The 12,620-nt window shown below is 39.4% G+C and carries 17 protein-coding genes and 1 tRNA gene; 3 read left to right on the top strand and 15 right to left on the bottom strand.

All coding sequences use genetic code 11. The annotated features are described in order from the left end of the window. Positions 1 to 5 precede the first annotated feature (5 nt). Positions 6 to 224 (top strand): hypothetical protein, encoded by a 219-nt coding sequence (locus CYAN7822_RS20110; protein ID WP_013324090.1) that lies wholly within the window; start codon positions 6 to 8, stop codon positions 222 to 224. A gap of 90 nt (positions 225 to 314) precedes the next feature. On the opposite strand, the gene CYAN7822_RS34710 is transcribed toward CYAN7822_RS20110, so the two are convergent. The 10 genes from CYAN7822_RS34710 to CYAN7822_RS20065 form a co-directional block, all read right to left on the bottom strand. Continuing rightward, on the bottom strand, positions 315 to 1,466 hold the full coding sequence (locus tag CYAN7822_RS34710) for a C39 family peptidase (RefSeq protein ID WP_013324089.1): 1,152 nt from the start codon (positions 1,464 to 1,466) through the stop codon (positions 315 to 317). A gap of 68 nt (positions 1,467 to 1,534) precedes the next feature. Next, positions 1,535 to 1,705 carry a hypothetical protein gene (locus tag CYAN7822_RS37805; RefSeq protein ID WP_013324088.1) on the bottom strand — a complete coding sequence of 57 codons (171 nt, stop codon included), beginning with the start codon at positions 1,703 to 1,705 and terminating at the stop codon, positions 1,535 to 1,537. An 8-nt stretch (positions 1,706 to 1,713) separates the two neighbouring features. Further along, positions 1,714 to 2,040, bottom strand: a complete 327-nt coding sequence (locus CYAN7822_RS20100; protein WP_013324087.1) for a hypothetical protein — start codon at positions 2,038 to 2,040, stop codon at positions 1,714 to 1,716. Then, positions 2,040 to 2,414 (bottom strand): hypothetical protein, encoded by a 375-nt coding sequence (locus CYAN7822_RS20095; protein WP_013324086.1) that lies wholly within the window; start codon positions 2,412 to 2,414, stop codon positions 2,040 to 2,042. The genes CYAN7822_RS20100 and CYAN7822_RS20095 overlap by 1 nt, the downstream gene beginning before the upstream one ends. A gap of 5 nt (positions 2,415 to 2,419) precedes the next feature. Continuing rightward, positions 2,420 to 2,797, bottom strand: a complete 378-nt coding sequence (locus CYAN7822_RS20090; RefSeq protein ID WP_013324085.1) for a hypothetical protein — start codon at positions 2,795 to 2,797, stop codon at positions 2,420 to 2,422. A gap of 46 nt (positions 2,798 to 2,843) precedes the next feature. Further along, positions 2,844 to 3,212, bottom strand: coding sequence for a hypothetical protein (locus CYAN7822_RS20085; protein ID WP_013324084.1), 369 nt, complete (start codon positions 3,210 to 3,212; stop codon positions 2,844 to 2,846). A gap of 119 nt (positions 3,213 to 3,331) precedes the next feature. After that, positions 3,332 to 4,165 carry a hypothetical protein gene (locus tag CYAN7822_RS20080; protein WP_013324083.1) on the bottom strand — a complete coding sequence of 278 codons (834 nt, stop codon included), beginning with the start codon at positions 4,163 to 4,165 and terminating at the stop codon, positions 3,332 to 3,334. A 1-nt stretch (position 4,166) separates the two neighbouring features. Next, positions 4,167 to 6,887: a hypothetical protein gene (locus CYAN7822_RS20075; RefSeq protein WP_013324082.1), complete on the bottom strand. Its 2,721-nt coding sequence runs from the start codon at positions 6,885 to 6,887 to the stop codon at positions 4,167 to 4,169. Then, positions 6,887 to 7,699: a hypothetical protein gene (locus CYAN7822_RS20070; RefSeq protein ID WP_013324081.1), complete on the bottom strand. Its 813-nt coding sequence runs from the start codon at positions 7,697 to 7,699 to the stop codon at positions 6,887 to 6,889. Before CYAN7822_RS20070 ends, CYAN7822_RS20075 begins: the two co-directional genes overlap by 1 nt. Before the next feature lies 1 nt (position 7,700). Continuing rightward, the gene (locus tag CYAN7822_RS20065) at positions 7,701 to 8,030 is read right to left on the bottom strand and encodes a hypothetical protein (RefSeq protein ID WP_013324080.1); all 330 of its coding nucleotides are present in this window, start codon (positions 8,028 to 8,030) and stop codon (positions 7,701 to 7,703) included. Positions 8,031 to 8,243: 213 nt separating this feature from the next. Between CYAN7822_RS20065 and CYAN7822_RS37800 the strand changes: the two genes are divergently transcribed. Further along, positions 8,244 to 8,393, top strand: a complete 150-nt coding sequence (locus tag CYAN7822_RS37800) for a hypothetical protein (RefSeq protein ID WP_013324079.1) — start codon at positions 8,244 to 8,246, stop codon at positions 8,391 to 8,393. Position 8,394: 1 nt separating this feature from the next. Here CYAN7822_RS37800 and CYAN7822_RS20060 read toward each other — a convergent pair whose 3' ends face one another. The 4 genes from CYAN7822_RS20060 to CYAN7822_RS20045 all read right to left on the bottom strand — a co-directional run bounded on the left by CYAN7822_RS20060 (position 8,395) and on the right by CYAN7822_RS20045 (position 9,931). Next, positions 8,395 to 8,586, bottom strand: a complete 192-nt coding sequence (locus tag CYAN7822_RS20060) for a hypothetical protein (RefSeq protein WP_013324078.1) — start codon at positions 8,584 to 8,586, stop codon at positions 8,395 to 8,397. 179 nt (positions 8,587 to 8,765) lie between these two features. After that, positions 8,766 to 8,838, bottom strand: a tRNA-Arg gene (locus CYAN7822_RS20055). A gap of 140 nt (positions 8,839 to 8,978) precedes the next feature. Next, a complete protein-coding gene (locus CYAN7822_RS20050) occupies positions 8,979 to 9,368 on the bottom strand; it encodes an alr0857 family protein (RefSeq protein ID WP_013324077.1) in 390 nt (129 codons plus the stop codon). A 53-nt stretch (positions 9,369 to 9,421) separates the two neighbouring features. Next, a complete protein-coding gene (locus CYAN7822_RS20045; protein ID WP_013324076.1) occupies positions 9,422 to 9,931 on the bottom strand; it encodes an HNH endonuclease in 510 nt (169 codons plus the stop codon). A gap of 443 nt (positions 9,932 to 10,374) precedes the next feature. Here CYAN7822_RS20045 and CYAN7822_RS20035 point away from each other — a divergent pair, with 443 nt between their 5' ends. Then, complete coding sequence (locus CYAN7822_RS20035; protein WP_013324074.1) at positions 10,375 to 10,710, top strand: hypothetical protein; 336 nt, start codon at positions 10,375 to 10,377, stop codon at positions 10,708 to 10,710. A gap of 43 nt (positions 10,711 to 10,753) precedes the next feature. On the opposite strand, the gene CYAN7822_RS20030 is transcribed toward CYAN7822_RS20035, so the two are convergent. Further along, positions 10,754 to 12,472, bottom strand: coding sequence for a hypothetical protein (locus CYAN7822_RS20030; RefSeq protein WP_013324073.1), 1,719 nt, complete (start codon positions 12,470 to 12,472; stop codon positions 10,754 to 10,756). Positions 12,473 to 12,620 lie beyond the last annotated feature (148 nt).

The following is a 12,620-nucleotide window of genomic DNA, read 5'->3' as shown; positions in this document are numbered from 1 at the left end:
TAACCATGAACAAGACAGAGCATTTAAATTGGGCTAAAGAGAGAGCTTTAGAATATCTAGATCTCAATCAACTAGAAAACGCATGGTTAAGCTTTTATAGTGATTTAAACAAGCACGAGGAGCTTAGGAACCATGTCGGCTTACAATTTGGGCGACAGTTAAAGTATGCTGGGTTTTTAAATTCTGTGGAGGAGATGAAGGATTTTATTAAAGGTTTTAACTAAAATTTACAGAGAAACCCCTCAACTATGCTTGAGGGGTTAACTTGGTGTAGAAAACGCTTGAGTCGCTTAATCGATTCCGTCCAAGCCTGCTTAAGAAATCCTGTTTAAAAATCGGGCTTGAACCTTTGTGATCGCTTCCCCGACAGAAATAATTCCGTCTCGGTTAACGTCTAATCCTGAATTTTGGCTGTAAGCTATGCCGGGTCTAGTGAACAGCCCATAATTCAAGCTTTTACCTATAGCAGCCGGCCAAAGCACTGCCATATAGAGATCGCTTAAGGACTTTCTACTGGTGTTAGCCCCTAATTGGGCTACAAAGTATTTTTCTACCCAATCAAGCTGATCTAGTCCGGTCATCCTGCCTAAAGCCTCAGTTGAGGTTCCGAGCGAGGCGGCTGTTTGGGGCATAAATTGGATTAGCCCAACAGCACCGGAGCCGGCTTGATTCTTGATGGCGCTCGAAAATGAGCCGCCACTCTCAAAGCTCATGATCGCCATTAAATCCGATGGGTCACAGTTGATGTTATTGGCTATTAGCCTCACTCGGTTTTTAAATTGCTTTGAGCAATTCTCATCCCCAATCACCCGTTTAAGTGGCGCATAAGGTTTGATTAAGTGTGCCCAAGTCGAAAGATTACCGTTATCAGCTTGGGTGTAAATCAATTGCTCTGAGTATTTAACAAATTTACCCGCCGTTGGGCTGTTGTCGTAACCAGGGTTTTTAAAGCGGCCATAGGGGTCGTGGCAAATAAATAAACGAGTTAGCTCATCGAAAAATAATAAAACAATGACATGACCCGAAGCCGCGAAACTATTCTCACTACTAAAAATAACTGGAAAGCCTTTTTTTAAATGCTCAAAAACATCAGCCCATTTATGCTCGGTTGACCAATTGTCCTCAATCTCATACTCATGTAAGAGTTTTTTAATATCTAGATGGGAAAATCTATCAAGCCCCCTTTTTTGACATTCCAGATATAAGCTATCTGGGGAAACAGTTTTACCAAAATGTCCTAAAGATATTGCCACAGAAGTCAATGCACAACTTCCGTAGGGATCAATTTCATTGTCTAGCTGATAGAAATAAGGATAGTTTTTGTAGTTAAATTCTGTTGTCTGGTTAACTACGACTGGCTTTTTACTTTCAGGCTTAATTTTGGGTTTAAGGCTATTAAAAGCCAAGCTTAGGGAGCTTCCCAGGATAAAAAAACCGGCATCCCGTCGTCGAATTTTTTTAAGCATCTTTCCTCGTTAAAAATTAAGCCCGTTATTAGCGGGCTTATGATAGTTGTCAATTATTGATTAGCAAGTTATTGTTGTTGTTCTAAGTCTTTCTTAAAAACAACACCAGAAACCCCGTTAACGGTTACAACAAACATATTTCCGTCCGCATCTTGAGTGCGGGGAATTAATTCTACTCCGTTAACTTTGATTTTTTGACATTCGCCATTACCAGCGCATTTTTTGCAGTTACAAGGCATTTTTCCTCCTAGTTTAAAAATCTAACTTTTACTTCATATTGGTAATTTTTGATGTAATCCATGCTTTGGAAAACTAGGATACATTCATCAACTTGAACCAATTCAATCAATCTTGATTCTTGGTGAAGTTGACGTTTTGTTAAAACGTCAAAATCAATGCCCCAGGTGATTTGACGAAACCAGCCCATCCTAATCCAATGAGGAAAAGCGGGTAATTTAATCCTGATTTTCGCATAATCACAAGGTTCTAGAATAGGAATAGTAAACTCCCATCCCTTGACATTATTAGGCGAACTACCTTGAGCTATAGTTTGCCAATTCCCCTCATTGATCATCAGGATTTATATCCTCGTTTTAAGGGTTTGTAAATACCTAATATGGTTGCTGATTGTCCATCAGCAGTAGTATAGTTACCGCTTTTGACAGCCTCAACAGATGGTAATTTCCAAACGGGAATTAAAAATTTTAAAGAGCGTCGTTTTGCTGTCGCTCCAGTGCCAATACGAATAGAAAGATTAACTCGATTAGCAACCGGACTTTTTAGCAAATTAGCAACAGGAATTATTGGGTATTTGGCTTTCTCTTCCTCTGTGGCCAGAGTAACTCCCGTGATTCCAGGAGATAAAGATCCGTTGTAATGGTTTTCGGGAGCTTGGAAATAATAATCCCTGTTATCTTGGGTCAATTTCCAAATAACAAATTTAGCCATTGTTACTAGGAGACGTAACGCCGTCTTAGCGGTTCGTTGGCTCCTAAAATAGTGGCAGATTCATTGCTGGCGGTTGTATAAGCACCCGATTTAATTGCTTCAGTGTCATCAACTTTACTGGCTGCGACAACAAATTTTAAGCTTCGGCGTTTTGCGGTTGCTCCTGCTCCGATTCGGATAGAAAGATTTACACGATTGGCAACGGGACTTTTTAGCAAATTAGCAACAGGAATTATTGGATATTTTACTTTTTCTTCGTCTGATGCCAAAGCAACTCCTGTTTTAGCGGCGGTTAATTCTCCGTTGTAATGATTCTCAGGGGCCAGAAAAAAGTATTCTTTAGAATCTTCGGTCAGTTTCCAGACAACAAAAGGTTTAGTCATTTTTCCTCAATATATGTACAAATTGATTTGATGTGATTTGAATTGATTAGCCTAAAACCACGCGGCGGGGAATTCGGGCACTGATAACCTTACGGGAATTATGGCTTTTCCCTTTTGCTGCTACTAAGCCAGTAGGAACTTTGGCGACGGGCACGGTTAATTTAGAAACTTTAGATCTGCCGGTTGTCCCCTTGTGGCTAATGGCTATCGTCATCAATAATCCACGCGCTTTCCCTTCGGCGACTGTAATAGTATCGTCACTATCTCCCGGTGTGTAATTTTCGGTTAATTTACTAATCCCAAAAGCAGAACCAACGGTATAACCCGCACGGTCATAAACGTCTCTGAGATCAATTAAGTATTTTTGACTTCCTACAGTAAATGTATGCCCTACTATCGGGTCAGTATTAGCCATAGTCTTAGGTTTGTTTCGTGAATTTGTTCAATAATTCCAGTTTACTGATGAGGTTACACCCCGCAACGCCACCCAAACCCTTAAGGGTTTGGCCTTACCGACGACAAGCGGCTATAAAATTAGTCCCGAACCAGGACATTATTAAAACGATGTGTTCGATCGTGAATGATAAGCCGGTTGGTTAAACCATTAACCAAAGCCGAAGTATATTCATAGCGAACGTATCCTACAGGTCTTTTTCTGGCTTCCTTAACCCTTTCCCCGAAAATTATCTCTGTGTCGGGAACGGTTGGATAATTCTGCATCGGTTCTTCATCTTCATGTGTTTTGAAATGTTTCCACGACGGAGTATCATTGTTACAGTGCAAAACATCTCCTATTAAATCCTTTGCATCTGATTTAGCAAACGAGTACAACTGAAAATCATAGCCATTTTCTTCATCCTTATAAGTATATAAATCTTTTCCTTTATGAAATTTATAGCCGTGATTGGCTCCAAATTTATTATCAATCTTTTCCCCTATAGTTATTAATTTTCCTTTAGTAATAGTTTTTGAAGTTTCATTGACAAGCCTAAAGCTAACCCGCATCCTTAACGGTCTGAAGCCTTTTTCTACATCTTTAGCATCCTCTTTAAAGTGTAGGGTTATTTGAGGTTTGAATTTGATATTAGCTTGAACCTCTTCAACCGGGTAGCCGTAAATAGGTTCAATATAGTCGGAAATGAAGCCCAAATCAAGCCAAAAAAGCAATTGTTTGCTTAAGCAAATTAAAGCATTGTCTGAGTCTTTTATGGTACACGCTACACGCAGACCCCCTCTAGCAGTAGTTATATCGGGAACCCAATCTTCTCCACCTAAATCTGAGTAGGCGCGTCTTACTCTACGGTTATGAATTTGCATTAGAGTAGATTGATGGTGTTCCCAGTCGTCAAAGTTAGGAGGTAAATTCATACTAATTAGGGGAGGGTTGAACTATATCATCATCTGTAGTTGTGGGTTGTTTAGAATCAGTCTTAGCTTTATTCTCGTCGGCTTTTCGCTTGTCTTGTAAATCTTTAATATCTTTTTGTACATCCTTGACTTCAGTTGTTATTTGCTTGGCACTTTCAACAACATTTAAGGCTGAAGAAGTGATTTGCTCTACCGATTCAGCCATTACCTGACCCGTTTGCAGAAATCGCATTATTCCGCCCAAACGCCCAATTTTAAAGACAAACTTTTCGCTAAACCAATCTAAGCTTGATTCGATAAACAAGCCAGATTTTTTACAGGCGTTTCCAATTTTACCGCCCATCTGAGCGATAGTTTCTAATCCTTCGGATATTCCATAAAGCATATTAGTAGCGGCATCTAATATATTGATTCCCGCTTGATAAATTCTATTTGCTAAAGCAAATTGTAAAGATAATTCGGCGTAATTTTCAGCCCCAATTACCGATTTAGCCAGCGATTCAAAAGCGTGTCCAATCGCTCCTGTAATCGTTGTAGCCGCTCCTTCTGGCGGCTTAATTCCTATCAATTGCCCTATGTTATCAATTGCACTGCCTAGGGTGAGGGCAATGTTATTTGATAACATTAAAGCATTATGGATAGTACAAGCTAAATTAGCGGCGGCTAACGCTCTATCAACTAATCGGTGTTCCCACAATTTTTCAAATTTTCCAGTAACAAAATTAGAAAAAGTTTGAAGATACGCCCAAACAGTATTAAGTAAATTTAAAATACTTATTGTATTATTTAATATCGTCGCATTCTGTAATGCTAATCCGCCTATCCCTGCTGTGTTGTATACGCTCGTATCAATCCCGTTTTTCATCTGCTTTAATGGAGCTCCTAAGCAGCCTTCTGGCTTGGAGGCGTTGCAAACTCCCGTTTCAGCCGCTTCGGCTAATTTAGGTAAGGAAGTTTGATTTTTAATAAGTCCAGTAGATATAGCAATTCCTCCTATTACTGGGACTAATCCATCAAGAGTTATTCCTATTTTTTTAACTTCTTCAGTTACTTTCACATCTACTTCATTAACCTGTGTTTGTATATTAGTAACGCTGGCTTCTAATGTGGCTACTTTGTTATTAGTTTGAGTTTGGGTATTACTCAAATTAGTAATAGTCGTGTCTAGTGTGGCTACTTTATTATTAGTTTGAGTTTGGGTATTACTCAAATTAGTAATAGTCGTGTCTAGTGTGGCTACTTTATTATTAGTTTGAGTTTGGGTATTACTCAAATTAGTAATAGTAGCGTCTAATGTGGCTACCTTGTTATTAGTTTGAGTTTGGGTATTACTCAAATTAGTAATAGTCGTGTCTAGTGCGGCTACTTTGTTATTAGTTTGATTTTGGGTATTACTTAAGTTAGTAACAGTAGTTTCTAGTGTGGCTACTTTGTTATTAATTTGAGATTGAACAGCCGTTTGATTATAGGCGAAGGTTGAGAGGTCATTCTTATAATCACTAAGCTTTCTATCAAAAGTTGACTGATTATAAGCGAAGGTTGAGAGGTCATTCTTATAATCACTAAGCTTTCTATCAAAAGTTGACTGATTATAAGCGAAGGTTGAGAGGTCATTCTTATAATCACTAAGCTTTCTATCAAAAGTTGACTGATTATAAGCGAAGGTTGAGAGGTCATTCTTATAATCACTAAGCTTTCTATCAAAAGTTGACTGATTATAAGCAAAGGTTGACAGGTCATTCCTAAAGATTGACAGGTCATTTTTAATCGAATCAATACCCGCTCCGCCGCCACCAGAAATGACCGTCACGTTATTTTGTACAGAATTAATAACGGAACTCTGTTGACCGAGGATAGTTCGATAATTACTGACCTGATTTTCTAAATTACCAATTGTTTGAGCCGTTCTCAGCCGCTCAATATCGGCTCGATGGGAATTTTGGATGGCTCTTTCAATATTTATCAGGTTTTGAGCTTGTAATGCTTCGACAGAAGATTTTAGTTTTTGCAGCCCACTAACATCTAAGCCACTAAGATTTTTTAACCCTTGAAGGGCTTTAGAGGCATCCGCTTCAGCTTGAAGGGCGCGAGAATAAGCCTGATTAGCCGATCTCGCTACCTCTTGAGCATACAGGTAAGCCCCATTCGCTCTAGCGACTCCTTGCACGCCCCAAACCTCAGCATTTTTATATGCCTCAATAGCCTGGAGATAAGCTAAATTGGCTTGCTTCATCGCCTGGTTAGCTTGGTATAAGGCTTTATTAGCTTGTTTGATGCTGAGGTTGGCTTTCTCAATAGCTTCATTCGCCTTCTCGGTAGCACGATTAGCAACTTTTAAGCATTCTTGAGCCAGCAATTCCGCCGCTATAGCTCTTTTTTCGGCATTTTTAGCTTTATCAAGAGCTTCTAAAGCCTTTGATAAGGCTTGTCCAGCTTTATCAAAGGCCTGTCCAGCTAAATCAAATGCCGCTCGTGCCGTCCCTAAAGCCTGAAGCGCAATCCCCCTCACATCAGCAATTTGGCCGGTTGCTTGAGCGAGCGCTGCCCATAGAGCTCCGATTGCTGAAAAGATTCGACTGAAATCTACCCCTTCCATCGGTTGGGTGTAGTTGTTAACAATGTTGACAACCTCTTGATTACTGGGCTTACTCGCAAGCCCACCCATTAATTCAGCGCGTAGGGCCGCTAATTCGGCTTTAGTAGCGAGCGATTCACAACTCATTAAACCTCTGCACCTCCACAGTAAGATTTAACCGAGTATCCGTACTCGTTGTAGCAACACAGACAATCGCCACATTTTAAAGGGCAAGTGCCGGGTGGGCATAGTGGCTCTTGACTGGCTTTAATTTTGGGAGCGGCGCAACTCCCAGAAACACTGGCAACTTGAGAGCAACTAGAGGAAATTTGATTATTTTGTACAGCCCCAAGGCATCTTTTTAAAATGATGGTTTTTCCATTAATTTCCGAGGTTAAAAAAGCATTAGGGTCAAGATTAACCTCTGAATAAACAGGGGTGTACAACCCATTAAATTGACAGGAAGCAGCGACTTTTTCAACAGAAGGGCTATTGCTTCTAGTTTTGCTGTAAACAACGGAATCGTTATTAAAGATTTTAAGATTATATTGAGTTGCTCCCCCTGCTCCAGTAGGGGTTATTGAGAGGATTGAATAATTGATAATGCTGGCCTGAGTAGGGTCTACCCCAATCAAAAAATTGTCGCCAAAATAATCTACAATATACAAGTTATTCCATCCATCTTCGTAACGAATCACTATTGTTACTGGATAATGAAAGTATTCTGATTTGGTTGTAATGATAGTCCTTCTACTATTTTTTAAGCTATAGGTGTAAGAAACGAGAACCTCATCCCCGTCCCCCACGCCACTTACTTGAGAGATTAAATAATCCGTCCCATTAATTTCTTGCCATCCCGCCCCATCATTCCAGTTAAAGTTAATTTTTGGCGGGGAATATACCGGGAGGTCAACGCTGACCTCCCATATCCCCGCGCCGCTACAAAGTGTTATAGCCATATCAACTTCCTACTGTGTCGTCCGGATCGAAATCGTCACTCGGGGCGGCGAAGTAAATGTTAAAGGTAACGGGAACACTGATCTGAGTTTCAGTTCCCCGCGTCACGAAAGTTCTGCCATTTTCAAAGGAAGCCGCGCTTACACCGGCGGTAGGGTCGTTAATTATATCTCCTCCTAAAGTAGATTTATTTCGCTTTAGAAGCGATGCAAAGATAGATGAAGGTTTGGTTCCGCTTAATCCCGCGCTGGTCAAATCTGATAGCTTAATGGTCAATTCTCCATTGGCTATCGTCGCGTTTGTCCCAAAAATCTGTTGAAGTGTTAGTCCCATAATTTTTAATAAATAGTTGAAAATCTCACACAGGAAGTTGTTCAAAATGTGTGAGATAGTCTAGAGGTAATGTACCCTTTATAAATCAAAAGCTTTTATAAAGACAATGTAAAAATCACTTGTCCCCTTAGACACTGTGGACAAGTAATAACCACGATGCTTATATTTTGTCCATAGTGTCAAAATAAATTAAGGCTTTTAGAGGTAACACTTATGGAACGCGAAAGACTTAGACCCTGGATTAGATTAGATAAAGATTTATATAAAATTCTCAAGGTCAAGGCCATGGAAGCCGATACAGATTTAGAAAGTTTTTTAGGAGAGCTTCTTGACTTGGGGTATGGTGCTAGATATGGAGTATAAGTTAATTTGGTTTGGTGGTTTTTTCGCTGGCTTGGCTGTCGGGTTGTTCTTGTATTCTTTGATCTAGCTGGCTACGAGCCGCAAGCCCTTTTAAGCTTTTATTCGCCCGAGCTTGCCAAGGAAGAATAGCGTTTTCTAGCTGGAATCGTGATATATAATCTCTTTTGTCTAAATCAAAGCACGGACGAGGCATTAAAATTCATGACCCACAAATTGAACCATCCCTTTTTACTAGAAAATTAACAGACATTTTCTCAGGGCATTTTTACTATTTGCAGCGAAAAATATAATTGATTACTAGAAATATACTAGAGTCAACAAAACAGAGAAGCCGTTAATCTTTACCGTAAAAGAGATGTAGCATTTTTCAAGCGGGGCTGGCGAGATTCGAACTCACAACCAACGACTTAGAAGGTCGCTGCTCTATCCATTGAGCTACAGCCCCAGAAGACAACATCAGTCTAGTATAACTATTTTTGCATACTATGTAGATCACATTATAGATCTTCGCCAAAATTGTCAGGGTAGAAGCTCGAAAGCCTACCCGACAAGCTAAACCCCGTAACCGAACAAGCCGCCAACAGGTTATTCATTCACCACGAAAACCCCAAAATGGGCTTCTTGCCAGACTTTATCGAGGAAGAATTCAGCGCGATCGCTCAATAGACAAACAAAAACGCCTTCTTCATTTTCTGGATCATTAGTGATCCAAGTTCCCTGTAAGCTGACTTCAACCGTTTCTTCATCACAGACGGATAACTCTAGAATGTCGCCTTGTTCTCTTTGAACTAGCTTTTCTAAATCAGCTAAATAAGGCACATCTATCGGCAGTAAAAAAGAAGCCGCGCTAGGTTCTACATAGATAGGAGTTCCTGAACGTAAGGCAAGCATTACCCGAGTATTCACCCACTCTTCTAGGGATTGTGATAAGCGTTCTAAATGAAAGCCGCTTTCTGTATAAGTTAATTTTAACATGATAGATAATCTCTCCTTGAATCGGATTATCGAATTGAAAAATCGGTTGAAAATCACAATTGCTGTTGTTGCCAAAACTGTTCAGCAAAAGCAATAGTAGGGTGAATGGGAGCTTTAGGGTTACTTTTTAAGATCATCCCGGCTTCTTGGGGTGTGCGATCACCTTTACGAGAGTTACAACTTTCACAAGCAATAACTACATTATCCCAAGTGTGTTTTCCGCCTTTACTTCGGGGAATCACATGATCGAGAGTGAGCTTATGTTTGCTCCCACAGTATTGACACTGCTGTTTATCGCGCCGCAGTACCTCCCGTCGGTTAACTGGGGGAATTTTCCAGAGGCGATCACCACTATTGAGAGTCAGACGAATCTGATGAGGAACTTGTACAACTAAATTTGGAGAACGGACTTCCCAAATAGCCTCCGATAAAAGATCCATTGGTTCAGCTTTGCCGGTTACCAGGAGAATAACAGCGCGTCGAATATTCACGCGGCTGATGGGGAGGTAATTTTTTGAGAAAACCACAACGGAATGATTTAAGGGTTCAGTTACATAGCTCACGACTTACACCATTTAATGAGTATTTTTTAAAGGTGGACTGATAAAAAAACCCGCTTCTGTTTTAGTCAGAGGCGGGAGTGCAGTCAGGTTTGAGATTGTTTTTGTTTTATTTTGGTACAGCTATTTTAAATCTGCACCTCCCGCTTATAGTTATTGATTTTACTGCGATACCTGTAGGGTTATCGTTGCTATTAATTCGATAATCTCGTTCTGAATCGCGTTTAAATAGGTTAATTTTGCCTTCATTGCCCCTTTCTCTCTCTATAGATAAATTTTCCCCCATCTGTGCCTCAACCTGCCATCCACTAGGGAGGCGGTGGGCAAAAATCGGGGATAACAGAGAAGAGTGAAGCATAATTGAATTTTTTGATCTTTGTTAAAGGGGTCTTTTTAATACTACACTTGTAATACTGATATTGTCTACTATTTTTTGGAGAAAAATAATGCGAACCTTAACTCGTACCTCTACTACTGAAATGGAAGTCACTAGCATCCGTCTAGAAAGAATCCTCAAAGATAAGCTGAAAGAGCTTTCTGGCAATCAGGGCTATCAGGCATTGATTCGAGATATCCTTTGGAATTATGTCCATCAAAAATCAGGAGACTATCGACCTAAATTTTGCAGAGCAGATATTCGCGCTACGATTGAGGCAGTAGCCAGGAAAGATGAGAGTTGTGCCCTAACAGGACAGTTAATTCAACAAAATGAGCCAATGTTATTAGGCTTAACGATACATGGAGATTTTGTGCCTTTGAGTGTAGGCAGTCTCGAGGGTTAAGTTTTTTAGTTTGGGAATTGGGAATCACCCGAAGTGTGATAGTTTAGATTCCTGATTCCCGGTTTTTTCGGCGATATAATTTCATCAATCCTCTTTGGGGTGAACTCGAGATCAGTTCATATCCTTGTTGGAGTTGTTGAAAGATAGATTGAGCGGCAGCAAGGTTTTTAAACTTTTCTTTATAGTTCCAAACCAGTACATAATCGATTTGTCCCCCCGTTCGTTGAGGATAAGTCAAAAAATCGACTCGAGGCGGCGTTTGATCAAGATCGGTTTTTTGTTTAAGACTAATATGTTTATAAGGATTGAGTTGGGAACGATACATCAAGGGGAAATAGTCTGTGCTGGCCGGAAAATTGTTCAGAGTAACGAGTGGTTTTTCTATGGCAAGATATCCTGACGCATGCAACAAAGGTTGTATTCTAGCCGAAACTTTTTTGCCTTGATTATCTTCTAGATAGTTGTCGAAAGATAGAGAAAGAACAGTAGAATTAGGTTCAATTAACTGGCTGTTAGATATATATTCTTCTAAATACTTGTTAATCTGGAAATATTTGAGACTATGACTGAGTAAAAACAGCAAAGTAATCAAAATACTTGCCGCTTTTAGGTGGCTTTTCATCGGCTGATTATAATTTTTTGTGCCGAGCCAAAGTATGAGAATAAAAAACGGATAAAAAACCAATCTTTCCTTGATTGATATGCTAGTAAATGTCTCACTCGGGGCGACAAAGTAAATAATTAAATAAACCCCAAAAATCGCTAAAAGTTGTTGGGAAACGTTGATAGGTCTTTTTTCTGCATCAAAATCATCTTTTTTGTTGAGAATAAAATTCAAGCTAATGACTATTAATAAAATTACCCAAGCAGTGGAAAATAAAAATTCTAATTTGTCATAAGAAGTAAGGGAGCCAAAAGTTAATAAATTTGCCACCTGCCAAAGACCTTTCCCCCAAATAATTGAAGCGTGAGCGGCTGTGGATTTTTTCACAAACATCAAACTCAAAACGAGTACCGGAAAAAAGAGGTAAAACAAGATACTTAATCGCTTCAATAAAACTCGGCTCCATAAGGATAAATCAAATAATTTCTCAGACGAGGGTTGATAAAGATCACTAAATATCAGCCAAATTGTAGCAATGAATAGGGCGATAAAAGCCATCACTAGGGAAAACAAGTGAGCAAAATAGAGTAAAACGATTCCTAAAGTAAGTATCAGTATTTTAGGCGGGGTAAATCGGTTTTGATATTTCAACCAATAGCCGAGAACAAAAAAGAAGATAGGTAAACTATAAGAAAAATTATAAAATCCTTTATGCAATGCCCAATTGTAGATTAAAGGAAAGGCTAAAAAAGAGAGAAAAACAGACTTTTTGCTGATGCCAGAGAGGGCATAACGTAGGGAAATCGGGAAAAGAATAACATAACCACTTAAGAGAATTTTTTCAGCTAGTAGGGGCGGAAAAAAATTCATGAGTCCTAACAATATTAAATAAATAAACCAGTTAGGAGATAAGGTTGAGTTAATTAAATAATACTCACGAAATTTACTATTACTTGCTAGATGATATTCGCGGATAATTTTAGCAATTTCAAGATGACGAGGCCCATCCTGTGAGGGAAAATAAGTAAACAGCCAGAGCGGCAGTAAAGAAATAATAATGAGGGCAAGAAACAAAATATTTTCGGGTTTAATACACCATTGTCGGGCTTTTTGACCGAGATGAGAAAAGAATAAGCGGATTTTGTTTAGATGGCTCATTTTAAGTAAAAGGACTTTCAATCAAGTTAACTGTAAAGTTAGGATTATTTACTCAACAAATGAGTTTAGAAGTCTCTCTGTTATTAAGGGGGGAGGGAAGATCAACAGAGCGCTAAACGGTTTTATGATAGATCTTGCTCACTCAACA

Source organism: Gloeothece verrucosa PCC 7822 (assembly GCF_000147335.1).
In the GTDB taxonomy this organism is placed as follows: domain Bacteria; phylum Cyanobacteriota; class Cyanobacteriia; order Cyanobacteriales; family Microcystaceae; genus Gloeothece; species Gloeothece verrucosa.
The sequence above is the reverse complement of the archived record's forward strand: the minus strand, read 5'-3'. Positions and strand labels throughout refer to the sequence as shown.